We start from the raw sequence: 25,477 nt of genomic DNA on the forward strand, positions 1-25,477 counted from the left end.
CCGGGCCGAGGCGCCCCCCGGCCCGAAACATTGGGTAGTGGCCTAGGCCGTCGAGCGGAACTACCGGTGGCGTCAGAGCTAAAAACGCCTCTATTGACACGTACTTGGAGGTCGGGTAGCCTTGGGCACCTATGATCACCGTGCCGGCGCGCCGCATCAAACAGTTCGGCGTGGAGTTCTACCAGGCGGGGCTCTCGGCCAAGGACATCGACCGCCTGGTCAAGTTCGAGGTGCTCGGCTACTCGGGGGGGCCCAAGGACGAGACGCCCAAGAGCCGGGCCAAGGTGCGCGCGCGGGTCAACTGGGACGCCCTGGAAAAGCGCATCAGCGAGAGCGAGGCGGCGTACCAGCGGCCGGTCATCCGCCGCAAGATCGACGAGCTGGTCGCGTACTACCGGGAGTGCAAGGATGCCGGGACGCTGCCGCCGATTCCCGGCGCCGTGATCATCACCTCCGAGAAGCGGTTCACGTTCACCCCGATCACGGGCCACCACGACATCGGGCTCCTGCAGATCCCCGAGGAGCACGGCGTCCTGCGCGTGCTGGACGGACAGCATCGCCTCCTGGCGCTCCACGCGCTCAACCAAGCCGGCGAGCAGATGGGCATCGAGGTGCCCGCCGTCCTCTTCGACACGCTCGACGCGCGGCAGATCGTCGAGCTGTTCGTGACGATCAACGCGAAGCACACGCGCCTGAACCCCTCCCACATCATCAGCCTGTCGGGACGCAAGCTCTACCCCGACCCCAACCAGGCGCTGGCCCACGACGTGATCCGCTCCTTGAACGAGGACGAGACCTCCCCGCTCCACGGCGAGGTCAAGATGCTCGGGACCGGCCGGGGCCGGGTGAGCCAGGCGCCCCTGGCCGAGGAGATCGTCGACCTCCTGGAGACGGTGGAGAAGATCGGCGGAGGCGCGAAGATCCAGGAGCTGCGGCACGGGGCCAAGCGCTTCTTCCTGAACTACGTGAAGGCGATCTCCTCGACCTTCCCCACGGCCTGGGCAGGGCGCAAGTACTCGATCAAGACGGGCGCCGCCCTGCGCGCCTTCATCCGGGTGGCGCCCGACGTGATGGCTCGGGCCCGGGAGCTCAAGCGCGATCCCTTCGAGCTGCACGCCATCCGCGAGGCGATCAAGCCCTGGGCCGAGCGGCTGCGCGATCGCCGCTTCGAGACCGAGGGCGAGTGGAAGCTCAAGCTGGCGGGCGGTACCCGAGGGACGGTCGAGCTCCTCGTGCGCGAGCTGCGCGACGGGCTGCGCTAGAACTGGGAAGGGGCCTCGACGGCCCCCTCCCATGCCTCCCCCAGGATCGATGGCGGCGGCAAAGCCGCCGCTCGGACAAGAGAAGAGGTAGATATGAAGCGATCGACCGTGCTAGCCCTCGTCGCCGCCCTCGCCTTGATCGCCTCGATCGCTCTCGTCGCCTCCATCGCGCTGGCTCAGAGCGATGCGATCCGGACGCCCCTGCCGGCGCCGGTGAAGGCCAAGCTGGGCATGCTGAACGTCCCCGCGCTCTCGCCGCTCTGGCTGCTGCCGGAGTACGCGGCCAAGTACAACCTCCAGATCGAGACGGTGATGTTCCAGCGCTTCGCCGACGCGCGGACCGCGCTGGCCTCGGGCGACCTCGACATCACCGCCTTCGGCCCCCAGGACATCACGCTGGCCGTGGCCCAGGGCGCCCGGTCGCTGGTCGGCGTGGCCGGCGTCGGTTCCGGCAACGACTGCCTGGTCGTCCGCAAGGGCGAGGACGTCCGGGACTGGAAGGAAGTCGCCGCCAGGCGCATCGGCGTCGGCGCCGGGTCGATCTCCTGGCTGAAGTTCGCCGCCTCCGTCCAGGAGCACGGGATCGACTACGGCAAGCTCAGGGTCACCAACATCGTCGGCGGGGGGGCCAACTACCTCAAGGCGCTCCAGGGTAAAGAGATCGACCTGGCGGTCGTGTGGCAGCCGTTCTGCGCCCAGGGCATCCTCGACGGCTACGCCCAGTATCCGGCGATCGACCACAACCGCTCCCAGACCGTGGGCGGCCTCATCGCCGTGCTGGCCGTGAACCGAGGATTTCTGGAGAAGCATCGTGACGCCGTCCAGCGCCTGGTCGTCGCCTACCTGGACGTGCTCCAGTTCGCGCAGGCCAACCCCCAGCGGTGGTCGAAGATCTATGCCGAGAAGGCGGGGCTGCCGGAGCCCGTCGCCGCCGAGTCCATCCGGATCACCAGGCTCGACGCCACGCTGCCCATGGCCTCGATCACCCGGATCTCGAGGTTCCTCTCCGACAACGGCGTCATCACGCGGGACGTGTCGGGCGAGATCGCCCAGCACTACACCTACGAGTTCCTGTCGAAGGCGACGGGCAAGTCGCCCGCGGAGCTGGGCCAGAATCTCTGAGCCCGGCGTGAGCCGCCGCGGTCCCTGGTTCGTACTGCTGCCGCTGGCGCTGCTGGCCCTCTGGCACGTCGCGGTCACCTCGCAGTGGGTGCTGCCGGGCATCATCCCCGCCCCCGCCCAGGTCGTCGAGTCCTGGTACAAGTGGATCTTCGGCCCGCCGGGCCGGAGCTTGTCGCCCTACTCGGGCACGTGGCTGGCCAACGTTCTCTACTCCTCGCGGCGGGTGCTCCAGGGCTTCCTCATCGCCGCGGGCGTAGGCATCCCGCTCGGGCTCTTCATCGGCTGGAACCGCCTGGTGGCCAACGTCGTGGACCCGTCCATCCAGCTGCTCCGTCCAGTCCCCATCACGGCCTGGCTGCCCTTCTCGATCGCGGTCTTCGGCATCTACGACGCGGGGGCGCTCTTTCTCATCGGGCTGGGGGCTTTCTACCCGATCGTGGTGAACACCACCCACGGCGTCCGCGACACGAATCTCTTGTTGCTCCGCGCCGCCCGGATGCTGGGGGCCGGGCCGGCGACGATCCTGGGCAAGGTGGTCTTCCCGTCGGCGCTGCCGTCGATCTTCACGGGGCTGCGCCTGGGCGTGGGCGTGGCCTGGACGGCTGTCATCGTCGCCGAGATGATCGCGGTGAAGTCGGGGCTGGGCTACGTGCTCTGGGACGCCTACTACGTCGGCCGCATGGACATCTGCGTGGCGACGATGTTCTCCGTCGGCCTGCTCGGCTTCCTGTCCGACCGGCTCATCCTCGTCGCCTCGCGGCTCGTTCTACGCTGGCGGACGCTGGAGGCGCATGCCTGAGCGACCGCCGCCCGGGCGTCCCACCGTCCAGGTCGTCGACGTCTGGAAGGAGTTCGTCAAGCGGGGGCGCCGGGTGGAGGCCCTGCAGTCGATCGACCTCGCCATCGAGCCGAACGAGTTCGCGGCCATCCTCGGCCCGTCGGGCTGCGGAAAGTCCACACTGCTGAACATGGTGGCCGGCTTCGACCGTCCGACCCGCGGCCAGGTGCTGGTCCACGGCGAGCCCGTGGAGGGGCCGGACCCGCGTCGCGGCGTCGTGTTCCAGGAGCCGGCGCTCTTCCCCTGGTACACCGTCCTCGACAACATCACCTTCGGCCCCAAGACGCGCGGTCTCCGCTCCGGCCAGTACCAGCCCCAGGTCGACGCGCTGCTCGAGCAGGTGGGGCTGCGGGGCTTCGAGTCGCACTACCCCGCGGAGCTGTCGGGCGGGATGAAGCAGCGGGTGGGCATCGCCCGCGTGCTCATCATGGAGCCCCAGGTGCTCCTCATGGACGAGCCCTTCGGCAGCCTCGACGCCCAGACGCGCTCGCTCATGCAGGAGCTGCTGCTGTCCGTCTGGGAGCGCCACCACCAGACCGTGCTGTTCATCACCCACGACATCGAGGAGGCGCTGCTCCTAGCCGACAGCGTCTCGGTGATGACGGCCCGCCCCGGGCGGATCAAGAAGCGCCTGCCCGTCGAGCTGCCCCGCCCGCGCGCGCTGGAGATCACCACCTCGCCCCTCTTCAACGCGCTCAAGCGCGAGGTGCTGGCGCTGATCCGGGAGGAGAGTCTGCGGGCCGCGCGGGACGGCGGCGCCTAGACCACGCCGGCCCGGCCGAGATCCGCGATCTCGGCGGGCGTGTAGCCGAGCTCGCGCAGGATCTCGCCGGTGTGTTCGCCGTGCGTGGCCGCGGGCTGGCGGATGGCGCCGGGAGTGCGCGAGAGCGCGGCCGGCAGGCCCTGCACCTTGATCTCGCCACGCTCGGGATGGCGCACCGGCTGGGCCAGCCCGAGATGCTGCACCTGCGGGTCCTCGAAGACCTGCTGGATGTTGTAGATGGGGCCCGAGGGCACGCCGGCCTGGTTGAGCGTGTCGATCCACTCGGCGCTCGTCTTCTGCCCGAGCACCTTGTTCAGCTCTTCGTTCATGGCCTTGCGGTTCTTCGAGCGGTCGGCCAGCGTCTTGAAGCGCGGATCGTCGAGCAGGTGCTTGGCGCCGATGGCCTCGCAGAGGCGCCGGTACATCACCTGGCCGGAGGCCGCGATGTTCATGTGACCGTCGGCGGTCGTGAAGACGCCGGTGGGGATGCCGGTGGGATGGTCGTTGCCCGCCTGGGGCGCGATCTCACGGTCGATCAGCCAGCGGGCGGCCTGGAAGTCGAGCATCGTCACCATCGCCTGGAGCAGCGAAGTATGGACCCACTGGCCCCGCCCGGAACGCTCCCGCTCCAGCAGCGCGACCAGGATGCCCTGGGCGAGGAAGAGGCCGGCGGCGAGGTCGGCGACCGGGATGCCCACGCGCACCGGTCCCTGACCGGGCAGCCCGGTGACGGACATCAGACCGCCCATGCCCTGGGCGATCTGATCGTAGCCCGGGCGGTCGCGGTACGGCCCCGTCTGCCCGAAGCCCGAGATGGAGCCGTAGACGAGGCGCGGGTTGATCGCCGAGAGCGCCTCGTAGTCGATGCCCAGACGATGCTTGACGTCGGGCCGGAAGTTCTCCACCAGCACGTCGGCGCGGGCGACCAGCCGCTTGAGGATCTCGACCCCCTGGGGGTGCTTGAGGTCGAGCGTCATCGCCCGCTTGTTGCGGTGCAGGTTCAGGAAGTCGAACCCGATCGCCGTCGAATCGCCCTCGACCACGTCGCGCGTCTCGACCTTGATCACGTTGGCGCCCATGTCGGCGAGCTGGCGCACGGCGGTGGGGCCGGCGCGGGCGCGGGTGAGATCGATCACCGTGATGTGGGCCAGCGGGAGCGGCGCCGCCATCACCGGCTCTGGGCGGGCTCGGCCAGCGGGCCGGGCAGAATCGCCGAGCCCGTTTGCGACTGCGGATTGCGGCGCGGCCACCGCCCGGCGTCCACGGCGGTGAGGAAGTCGAGGACCGCGCGGTTGAAGGCCTCCGGCTCTTCGAGGTTGACGGTGTGGCCGGACTTCGGGATGACGACCAGCCCCGCCGTGGCGATCTTGCGCTTCATGAAGATGCCGGGCTCCAGGCACGGATCGTCCTCGTCGCCGGTGACGATGAGCGTGGGGACCTCGAGCCGCTCCAGCCGGTCCTCGAGGTCGAAGATCGACGGCCGCGTCAGCTGCACGCCGCGCAGGGTAAGCGCGTGACCCCGGGCCGAGCCAGCGGCGAGCCGCTCGTAGAACTCTTGCCAGCCCTTGGGATCCTTGTCCTTGAACTGCACGCGCGTGGGCCCGTTGGCGTAGAACTGGGCGGCGGCGGCCATGCCCTCCTGCTCGAAGCGCCGCGCCGTCAGCTCGGCGTCCTGCCGGAACTTCTCGCGCTCGCCCGGCACGCTGCCGTATCCGGCGCCGGCGACCACCAGCGACAGCGCGCGCTGAGGATACCGGAGCCCGAAGTGGAGCGCGGCGTAGCCGCCCATCGAGAGCCCGCACACGTGCGCCCGGGGGATCTTCAGGTGGTCGAGCAGCCCCCGGATGTCGTCGACGGCACGATCCTGGGAGTAGGCCGCCGGATCCTCGGGCACGTCCGACGGCGGATAGCCGCGGGCGTTGAAGGCGATGGCGCGGTAGCGCCGGGGGAAGAATCGCATCTGAAGATGCCAGCTCTGGGAGTCGCCGGCGAACTCGTGGACGAAGACGAGCGGCAGGCCCTGGCCGAGCTCCTCGTAGAACAGGTGGACGCCGTCGACCCGCGCGGTGGGCACGTCAGTCCGACCAGGGGAAGTTGGCGTTGATGATGTCGAAGGTCTTCTGGCCGCCCGGCAGCTGCGCGGTGACCGTGTCGCCGATCTTCTTGCCGATCAGCGTGCGGGCCAGCGGCGAGAGGATCGAGATCTTGCCCTTGGCCGGCGCCGCCTCGTCGGAGCCGACGATCCAGTAGCGGTACTCCTTGCCCGCCTCGTCCTCCAGCACCACCGTGGAGCCGAAGGTGACCCGCTCGCCCTCGCTCGGTGGATCGATGACCTCGGCGTTGCCGATCTTGGTCTCGAGCTCGACGATGCGTCCCTCGATGAAGCTCTGCTTCTCCCGCGCCGCGTGGTACTCGGCGTTCTCGCTGAGGTCGCCGTGCGCGCGGGCCTCGGCGATCGCTTTGGAGATCGCCGGACGCTCGGCCCGCTTCAGCCGATCCAGCTCGGCGCTGAGCTTGTCGTAGCCCCCGCGGGTCATAGGTGTGCGTTGCCCTGACATGCCGGTACACGATAACATGGCCAGTCAACTCCGGTGTATCCTCATCCAGTGATTTCCCGGCGAGCCGTCCTGCTCCTCGCGCTCTTGCTGACCGCCGCCTGCAACCGCTCGCAGGCCGACGCGCCGGCCGGCGCCAGATCGCGCGAGGGCGGGGCGGCGTCACCCGCCCTGCGCGCGATCCCGATCACGGTGGGACGGGCGGAGGCGCGGGCGGTCCAGCGCGCGGTGGAGACGGCGGGCAGCCTGGTCGCGGGGGACGAGCTGCAGGCCAAATCCGAGCAGCCCGGCACCATCGTCCGCCTGCGCGTCGACTTGGGCGACCGGGTGGCGACGGGCGACGTCCTGGCCGATTACGACCGGCGCGAGTTCGAGCTGGCGGTGGCGCAGGGACGCGCCGCGGTGGCGGCGGCAGCGGCCCAGCTCCGCCGCCAGCGCGACGCCCTGGCCACGCTGGAGGCCGAGGTCGACCGCGCCCAGTCGCAGCACGAGTGGGCGAAGTCGGAGCTGGAACGTTCCCAGCAGCTCTACGAGCGGCAGCTCATCGCCGCCCGCGACGTCGACAACACCCGCAACAGCTTCAACGTCGCCGCCTCCCAGCTCGCCGCCGCCAAGGTCACCCTGGCCCAGTACCCCGATCAGGTCAAGGCCGCCGAGGCCGAGCTCCAGCGCCAGGAGGCCATGCTCGGCATCGCCGAAAAGCGCCACCAGGACACCACCGTGCGGGCGTCCATGGCCGGCGTCATCGCCAAGCGGCACATCTCGGCCGGCGAGTACGTCAAGGAGAACACGCCGATCTTCACCCTCGTGGTCATGCACCCGCTGAAGTACGTGGGCACGGTCCCCGAGCGGCACGCGCCCGCCCTGACGGTGGGCCAGACGGTCCGGCTGACGGTGGAGGCCTATCCGGGCCGGGAGTTCACGGGCACGGTGCTGCGCCTGGCCCCGGCCGTGGACGTCCAGACCCGCACGCTGGTGCTGGAGGCGCGCGTGCCCAACGAGTCGGGCGCCCTCCGTCCCGGCTTCTTCGCCAAGGGCAGCGTGCGGACCCAGTCGGCCGCCAGCGCCGTCTTCGTCCCCGCCGACGCGATCACCTACGTGGCCGGCCTCAGCAAGGTCTTCGTGGTCAGCGGGGGCACCGTGGAGGAGCGCCTGGTGCGGACCGGTGACCGGCAGGGCAACTGGGTGGAGGTCGCCGAGGGCGTGAAGGCGGGCGAACCGGTGGCGACCTCCAACCTCCCGGCGCTCTTCAACGGCGCGCCGATCACGATCGCCTCGCGTCAATGAGCGTGCTCGAGATCCTCGTCCGGCGTCCGGTCTTCACGACCATGCTGATCACCTCGCTGGTGGTGCTGGGCCTGGCGTCGTTCTTCCAGCTCGGCGTCGACATCTTCCCGAAGGTCGATCTGCCCACGATCACCATCACCACGCGCCTGTCCGGGGCCTCGCCGGAGGAGGTGGAGAGCCAGATCTCCAAGGTGATCGAGGAGGCGGTCAACACGATCGCCGGGCTCGACGAGCTGCGCTCGTCCTCCATCGAGGGTCAGTCCCAGGTCTTCGCCCAGTTCGTCCTCGAGCGCAACGTCCAGGAGGCGGCCAACGACGTCCGCGAGAAGGTGTCGGCCGTCCTCTCTCGGCTGCCTCCCGGCACCGAGCTGCCGGTGATCGAGAAGGCCGACCCGGACTCGGCGCCCATCCTCGCCGTCGTCGTCTCCGGCCAGCGGTCGGCCCGCGAGATCACGGAGCTCGCCGATAAGCGCATCAAGCGCCAGCTGGAGACGGTCAAGGACGTGGGCGCCATCACGCTGGTGGGCGCCCGCAAGCGCGAGATCCAGGTCTCCGTCGACCCCGACAAGCTCTCGGCCTACGGGCTCAGCATCCAGCAGGTGAAGGAGGCGCTGGCCCGCCAGAACGTCGAGATCCCCGGCGGGCGGCTGACCGGCGGCGCCCGCGAGGAGGGCGTGCGCACGCTCGGGCGCGTCGCCTCTCCCCAGGGCTTCGAGGACTTGATCGTCGCCGACCTCAAGGGCGGGCCCGTCCGCGTGCGCGACATCGCCACCGTGGCGGACGGTCAAGAGGAGCCGCGCACGCTGTCCCGCCTCAACGGCCGCAATGCCGTCTCGCTGGTCATCCGCAAGCAGTCCGGGACCAACACCGTCGCCGTCGTCGACGCGCTCAAGGCCAAGCTGGCCGACATCCAGAAGGGGCTGCCGCAGGACATCCGGTTCGACATCGTGCGCGACCTCAGCCGGTTCATCCGGCGCTCGATCCACGAGGTGCAGGACCACCTGCTGCTGGGCGGGCTCCTGGCCAGCCTGATCGTCGCCGTCTTCATCGGCAACCTCCTCTGGTGGGAGACGGCCGCGGTCGGTCTCATCGTCGGCGTCATCGGCGCCGTCTTCATGACCGGCGACGCCGACCTCCTCCTGAAAGTGACGGGGGGAGCCTGCGTGGTCACCATGGCGGTCTTCGGCCTCGTGCGAAAGCTTCGCCCGGCGTTCGTGGCCGCGCTGGCCATCCCGTGCTCCATCGTGGCCACCTTCACCGCCATGCGGATCGCCGGCTTCACCCTCAACAACCTCACGATGCTGGGCCTGTCGCTGTCGACCGGCATCGTCATCGACGACGCCATCATCGTGCTGGAGAACATCTACCGGCACATCGAGGAGGAGGGGCGCCCGCCGTTCGAGGCGGCCATCACCGGCACCCGCGAGATCGCGCTGGCCGTCATGGCCACCACGCTCTCGCTGGTGGTGATCTTCCTGCCCGTGGCCTTCATGGGCGGCCTCGTCGGCCGGTTCTGGAACTCCTTCGGCCTCACCGCCACCTTCGCCATCATGGTCTCGCTCCTCATGGCCTTCACCTTGACGCCGATGCTGGGGGCCCGGATCTTCCCGCCGCGCGGGGCGGACGCAACCCGCGGCGCCGAGGGCGGCGTCAGCCGCACCTCCAAAGAGGGTCCGATCTACCGCAAGCTCGAGGGCGGCTACGAGCGGCTGCTCGGCTGGTCCCTGCACCACCGGTGGGTCGTCGTGCTCGTCGGCCTGGCCATTCTGGGGGCTGGCGTCTACCTCTGGAAGACGTCGCCGCTGGATTTCGTCGTCAACGACGACATGAGCGAGTTCGAGGTCGTCGCCGAAGCGCCCCCGGGCTCGTCCCTGGAGCGCACCGCGGAGATCGTCGGCCAGATGGAGGCGGAGATCCGCAAGATCCCCGAGGTGGTGACGCTCTTCTCCACGGTGGGGGTCCGCGGCCAGGCCCAGGCCAACGTCACCGACATCTCGATCTACGTGGGCCTCACCCACCTGAGCGAACGGAAGCGGACGCAAGACGAGCTCAAGCAGGAGGTCCGCCAGCGGCTCGCCGCCTTCCCCGGCATGCGCGTGAGCGCGCAGAACATCAATCTCATCGGGGGCGGCGGCTTCCGCCAGACGGAGTTCAACCTGATCGTCCGCGGCCCCGATCTGGGCCGGCTGGAGGAGTTCGCCGGCAACGTGATCGCCGAGCTGCGGAAGCAGCCCGGCTTCGTCGACCTCGACACCGCAGTGGCCTATCGACAGCCCGAGGTCCAGGTGCACATCGACCGCCAGAAGGCCTCCGACCTCGGCATCCGCATCGACGCCATCGCCTCCACGCTGCGCACCATGGTCGGGGGCGAGAAGGTCGGCTTCTATCGGGAGCTGGGCGAGCAATACGACGTCCGGCTCCGGCTCCACCAGGACTTCCGCGGCCGGCCGGGGGCGCTGCCGAACCTCTTCGTGCCGGCCAACGATGGCCGGCTCGTCCGGCTGGCCAACGTGGCCGCCATCGGCAGCGGCATGAGCCCCGGCCAGATCGAGCGGTACGCCCAGGAGCGCTCGATCACGGTCATCTCGAACCTATACGGCAAACCCCTGGCCGACGCCTACCGGGACGCCTACGCCGGCGTGGCCAGGCAGAGGATGCCACTGGAGTACGGCATCGTGACGACGGGGCGCGGCAAGCTCCTCCAGGAGTCGCTCCAGAGCTTCCGTGTCGCGCTGGTCCTCTCGCTGGCCTTCATCTACATCGTGCTGGCCGCCCAGTTCGAGTCGTTCCTGCACCCGATCACGATCATGCTCTCGATGTTCCTCTCGGTGCCCTTCGGGCTCCTCACGCTTCTGATCGTCGGCAAGCGGCTCAACATCTACGCGATCATGGGGCTGTTCCTCCTGATGGGCGTGGTCAAGAAGAACGCCATCCTGCAAGTGGACTACACGAACGTGCTGCGGGCGCGGGGCCTCGGACGTTACGAGGCGCAGATGCAAGCCGACCGCGCGCGGCTCCGGCCCATCTTGATGACCACGCTGGCGATCATCGCCGGCATGCTGCCGGTCGCGCTGGGGCGAGGCGACGGCTCGGCCTCGCGGGCCTCACTGGCCACCGCGGTCGTCGGCGGCCAGGCGCTCTGCCTTCTCGTCACGCTGGTGGCCACGCCGGTGATCTACTCGCTGTTCGACGACCTGACCCGCCTGCGCGCGTTCTCCTGGATCCGCTTCCCGAAGCTCCGCCGCGTCTCGGCCCGCCGGGCCTGGCAGAGCGCGCGGACGCTGCTGCCCTGAGCTGAGTCAGAGAGGGCCTCGCGGCCCCCTCTGAACCTCCCCAGTGGAGTTGCGCCGGCGGAGCCGGCGCTCGAAACGACAAAATAGTGACCGCAATAAGCTCGCCCGATTCGCCGACAGACCCCTAAGCGTTCGCTCCCTGGCCCGGGCGAGGAGGATCGAGAAAAGCCGCAGGCTAGTGCCGTTCCAACTATTCGCGCCTAGGAAGGCACCGTGTACGTCGTTCGTGGACAGATTTAGTATCAACAAGTTAGAACGGCACTAGCTGCGCGGGCCGGGCAGACGCGACGAGATCTCGATCTTGGCCTGGGCCCGGGCACTGCTCATCCACGCCTGCCACGCGTGGCTCTGCTTGCGCGCCAGGAGCTCGTCGGCGATCTTGTCGCGCTCGGGCCCGGGCGCGCTCGGGGCGGGGGGCACGCGCTCCCGCACCTTCATCACGTAGTAGCCCTGGGGCGCCTTCACGGGCTCGCTGAGAGCGCCGACCGGCGTCTTGAGCGCGGCCAGCATGGCGTCACCGGGCAGCCGCTCGGCGGGCCGGGTCCGCGAAAAGCGCGGCGTCTCTCCGACGGTGGCGCCCACCTTCTGGGCCGCGCCGGCGAGATCGCCGCTCTGGGCGTTGGTGACGATCTGCTTGGCCTTCTCCAGCGCCAGCGCTTCGGCCTTCCGTCGCTTGACCGCCGTCACCACCTTGTCCTTGATCTCGGCCAGCGGCGGGACGGCGGCCGGCATCGTCTCGACGCTCTTGAGGACGACGTAGCCGGCCGGCGTTCGCACCGGGACGGACACGCCGCCCTGGGCCAGCGAGAAGGCCGTCTCCTGTATCGGATCGGGGGGCGTGAGGCCGGGCACGCTCTCCTTCCGGGCGATGATCGACTCCACCGGGCCCAGCCCGAGCTTCCTGGCCTCGGCCATGAAGTCGCCGCCGCCGAGGAGCTTCGCGCGGACCGCTTCGGCCTTCGCCCTGGCCGCTCGGTCGGCGGCCTCGCTCTGCAGGCGCTGGCGGATCTGCGGGGCCACGTCCTTCAGCGGCCGCTTACCGCCCTCGCGGACCTCCTGCACTTTGATGGCGTGGAAGCCGAAGGGCGTGCGGACCGGCTCCGGGGAGACCTCGCCCTTCTTCAGCGCGAAGAGCGCCTGCTCGAATGCCGGCACCATCTCGCCCTTGCTCACGAGCCCGAGGTCGCCACCCCGCGCGGCCGAGCCTGGATCCTGAGAGAGCTCGCGGGCGAGCTTGCCGAAGTCCTGGCCCGCCCGGGCCCGGCGGATGGCGTCCACGACCTTGGCCTTCGCCTCGTCCTCCGCCCCGCTGCCACCGGTCTCCGGCACCCGCACCAGGATGTGCGCGGCGCGGACCTGGCGCGGCGTCTCGAACTCGGCTCCGTGCTCGGCGTAGTACTTCTGGACCTCGGCCTCCGGCGCGGGTCGCGTGAAGTCCTTGGGATCGACGGCAACGTAATGGACGCGGCGCCGCTCGGGCTGACGGAACTCGGTCGCGTTGTCTTTGAGGTACGCCTGCAGCTCGTCGTCGGTCGCGCCCGCGGAGGCCATGAGCGGCGCCAGCTCCACCAGCGCCCAGGCCGCGCCCACCTCCTCGCGCATGTGGACGAACGCCTGCTCGATCTCGCCCTCGGAGACCTTGGCGCCACCCCGGACGGCGTTCTCGACCTTCAGCCGGGTGAGGCGACGGCGTCTCTCCTTCTCGAACGCCGCAGTGGTGTAGCCATTGCGCCTGAGAACATCCTGATAACGGCGAAGCGTGAACCGTCCGCCTTCCTGAAACTCAGGAATCGCGTGGATGTGTGCGTTCAGTTCGTCGTCGCTGATTTCCAAACCCTCTGCGCGGGCCCGCTGCATTATCAGCGCTTCCTGGACGAGGTCCTCCACGACCTGATGGGGCAGTCCGAACCGCTCGGCCATCTCCGGCGAAAAGCGATCGCGCAGCATCTGGGCGTACGCGGCCAGGTAGTCCTGGTACCGCCGCTGGTACTGATCGATGCTGATCTCCTCGCCGTTCACGGTGGCAACGCTCGCCCGGCTATCGCCGCCGCGCCCGCTGGCGCCGAAGACGAAGAGCGACGCCACGAAGGCGGCGATGACGAGCAGAAGCCCCACCTGGAGGCCTCGGCGGTAACGACGCATGAACGCGATCATCTGGACTCCTGGACGCCGACCGGACTACTCGGCGCGATCGCTCTCCGGCGCCAGCCGCGGCGCCGGCGAGCCGTCTTCCTCGGGCACGACCCGACGGGCGACGGTGATGAAGCCGGTGTGGGCGACCATGCGGTGGAACGGGCGGACGGACAGGCCCTCGATGTTCCAGGGGCGCATGAGCGCCTCGAAGGTCTCGACGAGCGCCCAGTGGGGCTCGCGATGGAGCGCCTCCGACAGCTGATGCGACTGGAGGATGGTGGGCACATAGGCGAGGAAGATCCCGCCCGGCCGCAGCACGCCGGCGACGAGGCGGGTGAGCTTCCACGGCTCCGGCAGGTCGAGGACCACCCGGTCCACCGGCCCCTCGTCGGCGATGCCGTCCTGCACGGGACCCAGCCGCACGGTGAGGTTGCCGACCTCGCCCAGGCGCATGTGGATGTTCGCCACCGCCCGCCGCGCAAACTCGTCGCGCTGCTCGTAGGTGATGATCCGCCCCTCGGGGCCGACGGCCCGGAGCAGGGCCAGCGTGAGCGCGCCTGAGCCGGTGCCCGCCTCCAGCACGCGGGCGCCGGGGAAGATGTCCGCCCAGAAGAGGATCATCGCCAGATCCTTGGGATAGATGACCTGGGCACCCCGCGGCATCTCCAGCACGAACTCGGCGAGGGTGGGGCGGAGCGCCAGATAGCGCAGGCCCAGCGAGCTGCGGATCCAGCTGCCTTCCGGCTGGCCGATGATCGCGTCGTGCGCGATCCAGCCGCGGTCGGAGTGGAACGTCTCGGACTTGCGCAGGAAGAGCAGGTGGCGCTTGCCGCGCTGATCGATGAGCAGCACCTGCTCGCCGTCCTGGAGCGGGAGGCCGTCGTTCATCGCGTCAGCGACTGGCGGTCGCGCGGCGACGGCAGGAACCGCGCCACCAGGAAGCCGGCCAGCGGCAAGAGCGCGCTGATCCAGAGCGCCGCCGGCAGGCCGTAATGGTCGGCGATCCAGCCGAGGACCGTCACGCCGAGGCCGCCGGCGCCGAGGGCGAACCCCACGATGAGGCCCGACGCCATCCCCGCGTTGCGCGGCAGATAGGCCTGGCCCAGCACCACGGCCACCGTGAACGACGAGACGAGCACCGCGCCGAACAATCCCAGCGCCACGAAGGCCAGCGCGCCCCGCGCCATGAGGAAGAGCACCCCCAGCGGCGCGGCGGCCAGGAACACCCAGCTCATGAACGGCCGCGCGCCCCACCGGTCGGCCAGCGGACCGGCGATCACGGTGCCGAGCGCGCCGGCGCCGAGGAAGACGAAGAGCAGCGGCCCCACCAGTCGCGGATCGGCCTTGAGGTAGTCGACGTAGTAGAACGGCACGAAGGTCGTGAAGCCGAGCTGGGTCCAGGAGCGGATCGTGACCACCAGGATCAGGAGCGCCATGGCCCGGGGCATGTGGACACCGCGCACCGGGGCGGCGTCCGGGGCCGCCGGCGAGGGCGCCGAGGGTGCCAACATCGGCAGCGCCGCCAGCAGCAGCGCCCCCACGAGCGCGGTGGGCGCCAGCATGCCGAGGCTGCCCGCCAGGCCGAGGCCCGTCACCAGCGTCGTGATCACCGGCGGACCCAGCGCGATGCCGACGTTGCCGCCGAGCGAGAACCAGGACAACGCCGTCGCTTTGCGATCCCCGGCGACGCTGGAGGCCGTCTTGTAGCCCTCGGGATGGTAGGCGGCGACGCCCAGCCCCATGACGGCGATGAGCAGGAGCAGCGTGCCGTAGCCCGGCGCCACGCCCGTGAGGCCGAGTCCCATCCCGGAGAGCAAGACCGCCAGCGGCAGCAGCCAGCGCCGCGCCACCCGGTCGGCGAAATAGCCGAAGAGCGGCTGGATGATCGAGGAGGTGACGTTCGCCGCCAGCACGATCGTCGCCGCCTCGGCGTACGAGAGGTGGTGCGCGGCCTTGAGGAACGGCAGCACCGCCGGCAGCGAGCCCTGGTTCACGTCGACGACGAGATGCCCGAGCGCCAGGAGGCCGATCAACTTCACGTTGGGCCGGACGCGCTCGGTGATCTCGGCGACGAATGCAGGCGCGGCGGTCCCGGTGTAGGCCGCCGGCTTCGAATCAGCCATGACCCCGCAATGGTACACTAACCGCGCGATGGAGACACCGGCACCGTTGAAAATCCTCGAGCTGGGGCACGTCTCGCTCTTCGTCCGCGACCTCCCGGCTGCGCGCCGGTTCTACCGCGACGTCCTGGGGCTCGCCGAAACGGGCACGGGCAAGGGCGGGCGCATCGCCTTCTTCTCGGCCGGGCGCCACCATCACGACGTCTCCTGCGAAGTGGCGCGCGCCGAGGGCCCCGGCCCGCAGCCCAAGGGCGTGCCCGGCCTCTATCACATCGCGTTCGAGGTCGGCGAATCGCTGGAGGACCTGGTCGCCGCCCGGCGCTGGGTGGAGAAGCACGGCCTGACGCCCTTCGGCGAGACTCCGAGCTCGCTCAGCATCCGCGATCCCGACGGTCACGAGATCGAGCTGTACGTCGATCTGCGCGAATCCGGCCGCACGCGCCAGATGGCGAACACGCCGGCGGCCAGCGAGGCCACCGCGAAGGCGAAGGCCCCCAGGTAGCTGCCGGTCACGTCGAAGATCTCCCCGCCGATCCACGGCCCCAGCGCCTCGCCGGGTCCGGCGGCGAGCGCCAGCCAGCCGAAGATCGCGCCGAACGAGGCGCCGGCGAAGACGTCGGCGGCGCGGGCCGAGGCCACGATGCCGCTCGAGCCCTGGGCCATGCCGTAGAAGACCACGTAGAGCGCGAGCCAGAGGGGCGAGCCGGTGGCCGCCAGCAATGTCAGCGACCCGATCCCGACCGCCGCGCTGGCGTAGGTGAGCGTGAGCGTGGGCGCGCGCCCGATGCGGTCGCACAGCCAGCCGGTGGTGAGCCGGCCGGCCAGGCTGACCAGGCTCACCGTGCCAAGCGCGGTGGCGGCGGTGGCGGGCGGAATCCCCTGGCCCACGGCATAGGCCACCATGTGCGTGTTCATCAGCGGAAAGGCGCAGGCGGCGAAGAACCGGGTCGCGCCGAGCCACCAGAACGACGGCGACCGCAGCGCGAGCGCCAGCGTCCACCCCGCCCGCTCGGGCGCGGGCTCGGGGGTCGGCGGCGCCACCTCGCGCGCCGGCAGGCGCTGGAACGCGTTGAGTGGCACCACCACGACCAGCAGCAGCGCCGCCCACACGAGCAGCGTGCTGCGCCAGCCGACGGCGGCCACCAGCATCTGGGCCAGCGGAATGAAGCAGAACGCGCCGAAGCCCGTGCCGAGGTCCACCGCCGCGATGGCGCGGCCGCGCGCTCCGGGGTACCAGAGCGCGGCGACGAGCATGTTGGCCTGGCTGCCCAGCGCGGAGAGGCCGAGCCCGCCCAGGATCCCGTAGGCGGCCACCAGCGCCGGCAACGACGGCGCGCGGCTGGCCAGGACGAAGGCGCCGGCGGCCAGCAGCGCGCCCCACTGGAAAAGCCGCCGCGGCCCCAGGCGATCAAAGGCCCAGCCGATCAGCGGACCGCCGAGGCCGCCCAGGAGCAGGACGGCGGACTGTACCGTCGCCACCTCGCCGCGCGAGCCGCCGAACTCGGCGATGAGCGGCAGGTAGAGGACGGCGAAGGCCATCACGATGCCGTTCTGGAGCGCCAGGGTGAGGGCCGCGACGACCAGCGAGAGGGCAGGGCGCCCGGCCTCGGGGCTCAGCCCAAGGTGCGTCGCCTACACTCCGAAGGCGTCCAGCCCGGTGATGTCGCGGCCGATGATGAGCGAGTGGATGTCGTGCGTGCCCTCATAGGTCTTCACGGTTTCCAGGTTGATCATGTGACGGATCACCGGGTGCTCGTCGACGATCCCGGCGGCGCCCATGACGTCGCGGGCCATCCGGGCGGTCTCCAGCGCGATGTAGACGTTGTTCATCTTGGCCATGGAGACCTGCTGGGGCCGGGCCCGGCCCTGGTCCTTGAGCCGTCCGAGCTGCAGCGCCAGGAGCTGGGCCTTGGTGATCTCCGTGATCATCCACACCAGCTTCTGCTGCACGAGCTGGAACGAGGCGATCGGCTTGCCGAACTGGACGCGCTGCTGGGCGTACTGCAGCGCCCAGTCGTAGCAGGCCATGGCCGCGCCCACCGCCCCCCAGGCGATGCCGTAGCGCGCCTGGGAGAGACAGCCCAGCGGGCCTTTGAGCCCCTTGACGTTGGGCAGCTTGTTGTCGAGCGGGATCTGGCAGTCCTGGAAGGAGAGCTCGGAGGTGATCGACGCGCGCATCGAGAACTTGCCCGAAATGTCGAGCGTCGAGTACCCCGGCGTCCCCTTTTCCACGAGGTAGCCGTAGATCTCGCCGTCGTCCTCCTTGGCCCACACCACCGCGACGTCGGCGATGGAACCGTTGGTGATCCAGAGCTTGGTGCCGTTGAGCACGTAGGCGCCGCCCTGGCGCCGCGCGCGCGTCTTCATGCCGCCCGGGTCGGAGCCGAAATCGGGCTCGGTGAGGCCGAAGCAGCCGACCGTCTGGCCGCGGGCCAGCCGCGGCAGCCACGTCTCCTTCTGGGCCTCGGAGCCGTAGGCGTAGATGGGGTACATGACCAGCCCGCTCTGCACGGAGGCGCAGGAGCGGAGGCCGGAGTCGCCGCGCTCGAGCTCCTGCATGATGAGGCCGTAGGCCACGTTGTTCAGGCCGGCGCAGCCGTAGCCCTTCAGCGTCGCCCCGAAGACGCCCAGCTCGCCGAGCTTGGGGATCAGCTCGACCGGGAAGGTGCCGGCGCGGTGGTGCTGCGTGACGAGGGGGAGGAACTCGGCCTCGACCCAGTCGCGGATGGCATCGCGCACCATCCGCTCCTCCTCGCTCAAGAGGTCTTCGATGCCGTAGTAGTCGACGCCGCGAAACTTCTCCATGGGTTCACTCCCCTTCAGTACGCCGAGCCGCTCGTCGCAGCTCCAGGAGCGGAATGGACAGGAGCGCGCCGAGCGCCACGACCAGCGTCGCCGCATGGAAGACGTGGAGCGGCACGTTCCACGCGACGAATCGCACGGCCGCCTCCGGCGCGGCCTCCGTCACGCTCCTCAGCACGGCCTGCTCCACCCGGCCGAAGCCCGAGCCGAAGTGCGTGCCCTGCCACAACGGACCGGCCAGCCCGGCCACGGCGGCGGCCAGCCGCTGGCGCCGTCCGACGAGGGCCAAGGGCCAGGAAGGCCAGCCCGGCGACGGCCTGAAGGCCGCACAGCGCGTAGAACACCGCCAGGCCCCCGCGGCCCTCGGTGAGCGCGAACACCGGGTACGTCTGGCTCAGCATCCGTTCCCTCCCGGACGCGACCATCCAGCTCAGGAATTGTCCCAACAGCAGCGCGTGGCTCACCATGAATCCGGCGACGATCGCCGTCAGCGCGGTGGCCAACCCCCAGCCGGGCCAGTAGAGCCGCCTCCACACGGCTACAACCGGATCGGGTTGAAGTCGGTCCGGTAGTCGAACGTATCCACCCGCTCGCTCGATTTCAGCCAGCCCACCACCGCGTACGTCAGGGGCGTCGCCACCGCCTCATAGGCCACCTTGACCCACCACTGCGCCGCGATGATCGCCCCCAGCGTCCCCAGCGGGAGGCCGCCGCCGAAGGCGAGCGTGATGAAGACGGCGGAGTCGAGCCCCTCGCCGACGATCGTCGAGCCGATCGTGCGGACCCAGAGCCAGCGGCCGGCCGTCAGGATCTTCACCTTGGCCATGACGTAGGCGTTGGCGAACTCGCCCGCCAGGTAGGCCAGGAGCGAGGCCAGCACGATCCGCGGCGTCTGGCCCAGGATCTCCGTGTAGGCGCCCTGGCCCTTCCAGAACGCCGCCGCCGGCAGCTCGCCGCCGATCCAGATCGCCAGCGCCATCACCGCGTTGCCGGCGAAGCCGAGCCAGATGACACGCCGGGCGGCCCCGTAGCCCCACACCTCCGTCAGCACGTCGGCGACGATGTAGGAGACGGGGAAGATGACGATGCCGGCCGGCAGCACCACGCCGCCGACCACCACGAGCTTGGCGGCAATCACGTTGGCGGTCAAGAGACACGTGATGAACAGCGCCGCGCAGGTGATGAACCGCCAGCTCATCCCCAGGCGACCGCTAAACGTTGGTGAGGATCGACGGCGGCTCCTCGCCCAGCGCCCGCTCCAGCGCGGCGGCCAGCTCGGCGTCGTGCTCGTGGGTCACCGCGAAGATCCGGCACTGGGCCACCTTCCCGGGGAGGTACTTGAGGAGCTCGGTCAGCGGCTCGACCGCCACCCGCCCGGTGGAGGCGTCGTACACGTAGATCTGCCGGTCGCCCATCTTGAGGGGGTTGAGCGGGCGGGGATCCTGCAGCGCCATGTCGATCCTGAACGGCACGCGCGCGAGGCGGGGCGGCAGGAACATGCGCACCCGCCGCTCGACCGTCTCGGCGTCGAGGAAGCCCTGCCCGCGCTTGGGCTCGAAGAGGTCGAGGACGACCTCGTGCGCCATCCGCCACTTGAGCTTTCGATCGAGGACCTGCCGCCACTCGGCGCCCAGGGCCTTCTTCTCGGTGTCGTCGGCGTCGTGCCAGCGGCCGACCTCCTCCAGCAGCGTCCACTCCGTGAGGTGCAAATAGGGATGGAGCTCCTTGCGGAGGTCGTAGGGGAAGGCCAGCCGCATCGTGTCGCGGAAGATCTCCTTGAGGTGCAGGTCGATCCCGCGTGTCGTGCGGTGGTAGTAGACGTTCGTGTACATGTAGAAGCGCGCGTTGAGGAACATGATGAACGCCTGCAGCCCGCCCCGGTCGAGCGTCAGCCCCTTCTCCGAGAAGAACGAGTAGTAGATGATGCGCTCGATGTCGATGGGCCCTACCGCCACGCCGCACATGTAGGCGTCGCGGAGCACGTAGTCCATGTTGTCGGCGGTGAAGACGCCGGAGAGCAGGGGCTTGAGGAAGGACAGCCACCTGGGGTGCGAGTCCAGCGGCTGCGTGTAGCCCTTGCCCATCAGGTAGCAGATCCATTCGGGGTCGATCTGCTCGCCGGCGGCGAACGCTCCCGACGGGCTGCGACGGAGATGGCGCAGGATCTCGCCCAGCTCCTCGCGGATGATCCGCTGTCCGACCAGCTCGTGGGTCAGGTCGTAGTCGATCAGGAAGTTGTCGTCGAAGAAGTGACCGAAGGGGCCGTGACCGACGTCGTGGAGCAGCCCGGCCATCCGGAGCAGCTCTTCCAGCAGCGCCACCGACGGCCCCTCGGGGAAGATCGCGCGCAGCGACGGGTAGAGCTGCTGGGCCAGCCGTCCCGCCAGGTGCATCGCCCCCAGCGAGTGCTGGAACCGGCTGTGCTCGGCGGCGGGAAAGACCCAGCGGGCCGATTGCAGCTGCGGGATCCGTCGCAGCCGCTGCACCCAGGACGTGTCGATGACGTCCTGCTCGGTCGCCTCCCCCGCCATCCCCCCCGGCCGCGTGTACAGGATGTACTGGTGGATGGGATCGGCGATGAGCCCACGCCCCTGGTAGGTGTCGGCAGCGCCCTTCATCGCCGGGGATTATCTCAGCGCGGCGCGCCCCGCAGCAACCGGTAGCGGTCGATGGAGCGGACGGCGATGACGTGGACGGCCTCGTCGCGCTGCACCGCCACCCGGACGACGTCGCCGGCTTGCCCCCGCCAGAGCTGCTCGTAGAACTCCTCCTGCGTGCCCACGGTGATGCCGTTGACGCTGAGGATGCGATCGCCCTTGCGGAAGCCCGCCCCCGCGGCGGGGCCGACCGGCGCGAAGCCCTCCACCACCACGCCCTGTCGGGTGGGCGCCGTGTAGAGGCCGAGCCACGGGCGCGGCCGGCGGCTGACGACGCGGCCGGCGGCGATCAGCTCGTCCTTGTCGGGCGCGAACTTCTCGATGGGGATCACCACATTCACGTAAGGCGGCTCGCCCAGGCGCAGCGAGGCGATGCCGATCACGGCGCCGCCGGCGTCGACGACGGCGCTGCCGCCCCACGAGCGGCTGGCCGGCGCCACGAACAGGGCGCGGTCGAGCATGTACTCCCAGAAACCCGAAAACCGCCGGATGGCCTGGACGGACCCGCTGACCCAGACGAGGTCGTTGTCCTCGTCCACGCCCACGGTGCCGGTCAGCGTTCCGGCCGGGATGTCCCCCGACTGCCCCAGCGCCGCCACCGGCCAGGGCCCGCCGCCCGCCAGCTTCACGATGCCGAGCCCCGTCTCCAGGTCGAGCCCGGCCAGCTGCGCCGGCACCCGGCGGCCGTCGCGGAGCTGCGCCTCGATCTCCAGCGCGTCGAGCAGGACGTAGCTGACGGTGACGGCGTAGCCGCGGGAGTCGAAGATGACGCCGCTCCCGAAGCGGTGGCTGCCGAGCCGCACGCTGGACGGCGCCTGCTCGTCGGCGCGCACCCGCAGCCCCACGATCGCCGGCTCCACGCGCCTGACGTAGGATGGCTCGGCGGAGATCCTCTGGGGGTGCAGCCGGGGCTCGCGCGACCACGGCGCCCCCAGGGCCGCCCCGGGAACCAGGCTCAGAAGCGTGAGCGCCAGGAGCACGCGTCGTCTCATCAGGGCCTCCTCGAATCAGCGCGCCATTCTCACCGGTCGCCGTACTGCTGCTGATAGTACGTCCTGAACTCGCCGGACTTGAGGGGCCGCCACCAGGGCTCGTGCTGGCGGTACCACGCGACCGTGGCCTCCAGCGCCGCGTCGAAGCGGTGGCGCGGCCTCCAGCCGAGCTGCCGCACCTTGGAGCAGTCCAGCGAGTAGCGGCGGTCGTGCCCGGGCCGGTCCTTGACCGGCCGGATGAGCGTCTCCGGCTTGGCGGTCAGGCGCAGGATCTGGCGGGTCAGCACGATGTTCTCCACCTCGTGGCCGCCGCCGATGTTGTAGATCTGGCCCTCGGCGCCCCGGCGGAGCACCAGATCGATGGCCTCGCAGTTGTCGAGGACGTAGAGCCAGTCGCGCACGTTGCGGCCGTCGCCATAGAGCGGCAGCGGCTGATCGTCCAGCGCGTTGGTGATGAAGAGCGGGACCACCTTCTCCGGATACTGGTAGGGCCCGAAGTTGTTCGACGAGCGGGTGATCAGGACCGGCAGGCGGTACGTCTGCCAGTACGCCCCCACCAGGAGGTCGCCACCGGCCTTCGACGCCGAGTACGGGTTGGACGGCCGCAGGGGGTCGGTCTCGCGCGACGAGCCCTGGGGGACGCTGCCGTAGACCTCGTCCGTGCTGATGTGCAGCAGGCGGGGGATCTGCAGCTCGCGCACCGCCTCCAGCAGCGTGTAGACGCCGAACACGTCGGTCTTGAGGAAAGAGTCTGGCTCCATGAGAGAACGATCGACGTGCGACTCAGCGGCGAAATTTATGACCGCATCCACCCCGCGCATCACGTCGCGCAGCAGCTTGGCGTCGCCGATGTCACCGTGGACGAACGCATAGCGCGTGTCCAGGGCGACGTCGGCGAGGTTCTGGAGGTTGCCGGCGTAGGTCAGCTTGTCGAGGTTGACTACCCGGTCCTCCGGATGGGTCTGGAGCACGTGTCGGATGAAGTTCGAGCCGATGAAGCCGGCGCCGCCGGTGACGAGCAGCTTCACGCGTCCACCCGGCTCACCCGCGCGTCACGCCCCAGCGCGACATCGGGTTGGCTCCGCATCACCCGCGCGTCACGTCCCAGACGTCGGCCCCCGCATAGTCCCACGGCAGCCGGCCCTCGTCGCACGTCGAGGGCTCCGGCGAGAACTGGACGTCCACGAAGTAGATGATGCGGCCGGGGCCGGGGCCGAGATTGCGCACGCCGTGGGCCACCCCGGGGGGAATGCGCGCCAGCAGCGAGGCGCCGTCGCCCAGCATGAAGCGCATGCGCGCGCCTTCCGTGCGCGAGCCCTGGCGGACGTCGAGGAGGACGACGAGCAGGCGATCGGAGGGCGGGACGTACCAGATGTCGGTCTGGCGCGTGTGGAGGTGGAAGGCCTTGATGACGCCGGGCGCGATCTCGCTGTAGTTGATCTGCCGCACGGTGAAGTCGGCGAAGGCCTCCGGACGTCCGTCGGCGAGACGTGCCAGCTCGGTGATCGAGCCGCCGTCGTCGTGGTGGCGTCGGAGGTCGACGATGCGGACGCCGTCGATCGCCGGCGCCGGCGTGTAAGACTGGGTCTTGAAAGCCCGCTTGGCGTCAGGGGTGAATTCCATCCGGCAAATCCTAGCAGGTGGGGCCGGGGCGCGGAAGTCCCGCGCCCGCCGCCGTCACCGGGACTCCTGCCGGTCGCCCTCGACGAGGCGCAGCAGGTACTGGCCGTAGGAGTTCCCCCGCATGGGCTCGGCGATCCGGCGGACGTCCTCGGCCGTGATGTACCCCATGGTGTACGCGATCTCCTCGACGCAGGCCACCATGAGGCCCTGCCGCTCCTCGAGCGTCTGGATGAAGCCCGAGGCCTGCAGCAGCGCCTCGTGCGTGCCCGTGTCGAGCCAGGCGATCCCGCGCCCCAGCAGCTCTACCCGCAGCGTGCCGGCGTTGAGATAGGCGAGGTTCACGTCGGTGATCTCGAGCTCGCCGCGGGCCGAGGGCTTGAGCCCGGCGGCGATCTCCACGACGTCGTTGTCGTAGAAGTAGAGCCCGGTGACCGCGTAGTGCGAGCGGGGGCGCGCCGGCTTCTCCTCGAGCCCGACGGCGCGGCCCGTGCGGTCGAACTCCACCACGCCGTAGCGCTCGGGGTCGCGCACCCAGTACGCGAAGACGGTGGCGCCGCTGGTCCGCCGCGCGGCCCTCCGGAGATACTCGGGGAAGCCATGGCCGTAGAAGATGTTGTCGCCGAGGGCCAGGGCGACGGCGGCGGCGCCGACGAATTTTCGCCCGATGACGAAGGCCTGGGCCAGACCGTCGGGGCTCGGCTGCACCGCGTACTCGATGCTGATCCCCAGGTGGCGGCCGTCGCGCAGGAGCCGCCGGAAGGCGTCCTGGTCCTGGGGCGTCGTGATGACGAGAATCTCGCGGACGCCGGCGAGCATCAGAGTTGAGAGGGCGTAATAGACCATCGGCTTGTTGTAGACCGGCACCAGCTGCTTGCTCATCGCGATGGTCAGAGGGTAGAGGCGGGTGCCGGAGCCGCCGGCGAGGATGATGCCCTTCACTGCCGAGAGTATAGCAGGCACCCCCCGTCCCGCGAAAACCTCCAAACCGGTCAGGCGCGGCCGCAGAAACGAGAAAAGCCCCGCGGGGCGGGGCTTTTCACGCGGTCCACGCCACCCGCCGGGCCGGTTACTCTCGCTTGCCGGTCCCCCGGATCCGGCCGCGGATCTCGCCCGCTGGGCGGAGGGTCGAATGCACGTTGGCGTAGGTCGCGCCGGCGCGGATTGCCCGCACGATCTCCCCGAAGTCGGCGGCCCCGTCGATCCCCTGCCCCGTCTGAGCCACGACGTCGGCAGCGGTCAGCGTCCCCGAGATCGTTGCCGGGGCGGCAGGACAGGATTGGGGCGTTGGCACTGTGGCCGGCGCGTTCCCGAGGTTCGTGCACAGGAACAGGACGATTCCGCCGGTAATGGCGGGCCGGCCCAGGTGGATATGGGCTTGTTGGACTGAGCCCTCGAGCCCTTGATAGCTGAGCTCAAACGTGATCATCGGTAGAGTCGAGGCCGAGCGCGGTGGCGTACAGGACCGGCGGCGCCTGCTGCGAGCGGCGTCTTTCGTGGCCGCTCTCGCCGAGAAGTCCATCGCTCCGTCTCGCGTCCCCGCTCATCGAACCGGACGTGACCATTTCGGTCATCCGGCTCTCGGACGGGTTTCACGGGCGGCATTCGCAGGGGCGAGGGTTCCTGCTTGGCCGTCACGTACAGCGCCCCTTGAAGCGTCCTGAGTTTCGCGGGGGTTGCCAGGCTCACGCCAATCCCCCTCCCCTCTGCTCCTCCGAGCGCACCCCGAACCAGGGCCCCTTCCCTCCACTGGCGTTGCCCAGCTTCCTCGGTACTATGGGCCCCTCCGACACCTGCCGCGCCCATCCCCCGACGGAATGGGTGCCGAGTCGCCCCGGCTCAGCGACAGGCCTCCCGTGTTGCCAGTCCCCGCGTGCGTACGTGCTGCGCCCACTACCCCGGCGAGCAGGGCAATCTTCGTACGTCGGTCGATCCGATCGCCCCCGGCGGCCTTCGTCCAATGAGAGGAGACTCGGCGCTCGCATCCAAGCTTTCGGGGCCTGCTCAGGCTTCACTCGCGTTGCGGCCCGTAC

The 25,477-nt window shown here is 70.0% G+C and carries 24 protein-coding genes; 8 read left to right on the top strand and 16 right to left on the bottom strand.

What is annotated here, in order from left to right:
• The first annotated feature begins 131 nt into the window (after positions 1 to 131).
• The 4 genes from VGV13_01170 to VGV13_01185 all read left to right on the top strand — a co-directional run bounded on the left by VGV13_01170 (position 132) and on the right by VGV13_01185 (position 3,985).
• Positions 132 to 1,262 carry a DGQHR domain-containing protein gene (locus tag VGV13_01170; GenBank protein HEV8639694.1) on the top strand — a complete coding sequence of 377 codons (1,131 nt, stop codon included), beginning with the start codon at positions 132 to 134 and terminating at the stop codon, positions 1,260 to 1,262.
• A 93-nt stretch (positions 1,263 to 1,355) separates the two neighbouring features.
• The gene (locus VGV13_01175; GenBank protein HEV8639695.1) at positions 1,356 to 2,384 is read left to right on the top strand and encodes an ABC transporter substrate-binding protein; all 1,029 of its coding nucleotides are present in this window, start codon (positions 1,356 to 1,358) and stop codon (positions 2,382 to 2,384) included.
• A gap of 7 nt (positions 2,385 to 2,391) precedes the next feature.
• Positions 2,392 to 3,183, top strand: a complete 792-nt coding sequence (locus tag VGV13_01180) for an ABC transporter permease (protein ID HEV8639696.1) — start codon at positions 2,392 to 2,394, stop codon at positions 3,181 to 3,183.
• A complete protein-coding gene (locus VGV13_01185; protein HEV8639697.1) occupies positions 3,176 to 3,985 on the top strand; it encodes an ABC transporter ATP-binding protein in 810 nt (269 codons plus the stop codon). The genes VGV13_01180 and VGV13_01185 overlap by 8 nt, the downstream gene beginning before the upstream one ends.
• Here VGV13_01185 and VGV13_01190 read toward each other — a convergent pair.
• The 3 genes from VGV13_01190 to greA are packed head-to-tail and all read right to left on the bottom strand — an operon-like array spanning position 3,982 to position 6,543.
• Complete coding sequence (locus tag VGV13_01190; GenBank protein HEV8639698.1) at positions 3,982 to 5,154, bottom strand: CoA transferase; 1,173 nt, start codon at positions 5,152 to 5,154, stop codon at positions 3,982 to 3,984. The two genes, VGV13_01185 and VGV13_01190, sit on opposite strands and share 4 nt — an antisense overlap.
• Positions 5,154 to 6,059, bottom strand: coding sequence for an alpha/beta hydrolase (locus tag VGV13_01195; protein HEV8639699.1), 906 nt, complete (start codon positions 6,057 to 6,059; stop codon positions 5,154 to 5,156). Before VGV13_01195 ends, VGV13_01190 begins: the two co-directional genes overlap by 1 nt.
• Before the next feature lies 1 nt (position 6,060).
• A complete protein-coding gene (gene greA, locus VGV13_01200; protein HEV8639700.1) occupies positions 6,061 to 6,543 on the bottom strand; it encodes a transcription elongation factor GreA in 483 nt (160 codons plus the stop codon).
• 48 nt (positions 6,544 to 6,591) lie between these two features.
• Here greA and VGV13_01205 point away from each other — a divergent pair, with 48 nt between their 5' ends.
• Both VGV13_01205 and VGV13_01210 read left to right on the top strand, forming a co-directional pair.
• A complete protein-coding gene (locus VGV13_01205) occupies positions 6,592 to 7,827 on the top strand; it encodes an efflux RND transporter periplasmic adaptor subunit (GenBank protein HEV8639701.1) in 1,236 nt (411 codons plus the stop codon).
• Positions 7,824 to 11,120: an efflux RND transporter permease subunit gene (locus VGV13_01210; GenBank protein ID HEV8639702.1), complete on the top strand. Its 3,297-nt coding sequence runs from the start codon at positions 7,824 to 7,826 to the stop codon at positions 11,118 to 11,120. The genes VGV13_01205 and VGV13_01210 overlap by 4 nt, the downstream gene beginning before the upstream one ends.
• Before the next feature lie 261 nt (positions 11,121 to 11,381).
• Here the strand turns inward: VGV13_01210 and VGV13_01215 are convergent, their stop codons facing one another.
• The 3 genes from VGV13_01215 to VGV13_01225 are packed head-to-tail and all read right to left on the bottom strand — an operon-like array spanning position 11,382 to position 15,376.
• Complete coding sequence (locus VGV13_01215) at positions 11,382 to 13,274, bottom strand: SurA N-terminal domain-containing protein (GenBank protein ID HEV8639703.1); 1,893 nt, start codon at positions 13,272 to 13,274, stop codon at positions 11,382 to 11,384.
• 24 nt (positions 13,275 to 13,298) lie between these two features.
• Positions 13,299 to 14,141, bottom strand: a complete 843-nt coding sequence (locus VGV13_01220) for a tRNA (adenine-N1)-methyltransferase (GenBank protein ID HEV8639704.1) — start codon at positions 14,139 to 14,141, stop codon at positions 13,299 to 13,301.
• Positions 14,138 to 15,376, bottom strand: coding sequence for an MFS transporter (locus VGV13_01225; protein ID HEV8639705.1), 1,239 nt, complete (start codon positions 15,374 to 15,376; stop codon positions 14,138 to 14,140). The genes VGV13_01220 and VGV13_01225 overlap by 4 nt, the downstream gene beginning before the upstream one ends.
• 46 nt (positions 15,377 to 15,422) lie before the next feature.
• Between VGV13_01225 and VGV13_01230 the strand changes: the two genes are divergently transcribed.
• A complete protein-coding gene (locus VGV13_01230; GenBank protein ID HEV8639706.1) occupies positions 15,423 to 15,875 on the top strand; it encodes a VOC family protein in 453 nt (150 codons plus the stop codon).
• On the opposite strand, the gene VGV13_01235 is transcribed toward VGV13_01230, so the two are convergent.
• From VGV13_01235 to VGV13_01245, 3 genes are all read right to left on the bottom strand, one after another.
• Positions 15,767 to 16,912, bottom strand: coding sequence for an MFS transporter (locus VGV13_01235; GenBank protein ID HEV8639707.1), 1,146 nt, complete (start codon positions 16,910 to 16,912; stop codon positions 15,767 to 15,769). The genes VGV13_01230 and VGV13_01235 overlap by 109 nt on opposite strands.
• A 93-nt stretch (positions 16,913 to 17,005) precedes the next feature.
• Positions 17,006 to 18,178, bottom strand: coding sequence for an acyl-CoA dehydrogenase family protein (locus VGV13_01240; GenBank protein ID HEV8639708.1), 1,173 nt, complete (start codon positions 18,176 to 18,178; stop codon positions 17,006 to 17,008).
• A gap of 4 nt (positions 18,179 to 18,182) precedes the next feature.
• Positions 18,183 to 18,464 (bottom strand): hypothetical protein, encoded by a 282-nt coding sequence (locus VGV13_01245; protein HEV8639709.1) that lies wholly within the window; start codon positions 18,462 to 18,464, stop codon positions 18,183 to 18,185.
• A 77-nt stretch (positions 18,465 to 18,541) separates the two neighbouring features.
• Here VGV13_01245 and VGV13_01250 point away from each other — a divergent pair, with 77 nt between their 5' ends.
• Entirely contained in the window at positions 18,542 to 18,697 is a 156-nt protein-coding gene (locus VGV13_01250) for a hypothetical protein (GenBank protein HEV8639710.1), read from the top strand.
• A gap of 16 nt (positions 18,698 to 18,713) precedes the next feature.
• On the opposite strand, the gene VGV13_01255 is transcribed toward VGV13_01250, so the two are convergent.
• The 7 genes from VGV13_01255 to VGV13_01285 form a co-directional block, all read right to left on the bottom strand.
• Complete coding sequence (locus tag VGV13_01255; GenBank protein HEV8639711.1) at positions 18,714 to 19,379, bottom strand: queuosine precursor transporter; 666 nt, start codon at positions 19,377 to 19,379, stop codon at positions 18,714 to 18,716.
• A 7-nt stretch (positions 19,380 to 19,386) separates the two neighbouring features.
• Positions 19,387 to 20,793, bottom strand: coding sequence for an HD domain-containing protein (locus VGV13_01260; protein ID HEV8639712.1), 1,407 nt, complete (start codon positions 20,791 to 20,793; stop codon positions 19,387 to 19,389).
• A gap of 14 nt (positions 20,794 to 20,807) precedes the next feature.
• Positions 20,808 to 21,824, bottom strand: coding sequence for a S1C family serine protease (locus VGV13_01265; protein HEV8639713.1), 1,017 nt, complete (start codon positions 21,822 to 21,824; stop codon positions 20,808 to 20,810).
• Between the two features lie 29 nt (positions 21,825 to 21,853).
• On the bottom strand, positions 21,854 to 22,852 hold the full coding sequence (gene rfbB, locus VGV13_01270) for a dTDP-glucose 4,6-dehydratase (GenBank protein ID HEV8639714.1): 999 nt from the start codon (positions 22,850 to 22,852) through the stop codon (positions 21,854 to 21,856).
• Positions 22,853 to 22,910: 58 nt separating this feature from the next.
• Complete coding sequence (locus tag VGV13_01275; protein ID HEV8639715.1) at positions 22,911 to 23,447, bottom strand: dTDP-4-dehydrorhamnose 3,5-epimerase family protein; 537 nt, start codon at positions 23,445 to 23,447, stop codon at positions 22,911 to 22,913.
• A 54-nt stretch (positions 23,448 to 23,501) separates the two neighbouring features.
• Entirely contained in the window at positions 23,502 to 24,386 is an 885-nt protein-coding gene (gene rfbA / locus VGV13_01280) for a glucose-1-phosphate thymidylyltransferase RfbA (GenBank protein HEV8639716.1), read from the bottom strand.
• 127 nt (positions 24,387 to 24,513) lie between these two features.
• Complete coding sequence (locus VGV13_01285) at positions 24,514 to 24,873, bottom strand: CHRD domain-containing protein (GenBank protein ID HEV8639717.1); 360 nt, start codon at positions 24,871 to 24,873, stop codon at positions 24,514 to 24,516.
• Positions 24,874 to 25,477 lie beyond the last annotated feature (604 nt).

The sequence above is a fragment of the Candidatus Methylomirabilota bacterium genome, assembly GCA_036001065.1.
Taxonomy (GTDB): domain Bacteria; phylum Methylomirabilota; class Methylomirabilia; order Rokubacteriales; family CSP1-6; genus MNEF01.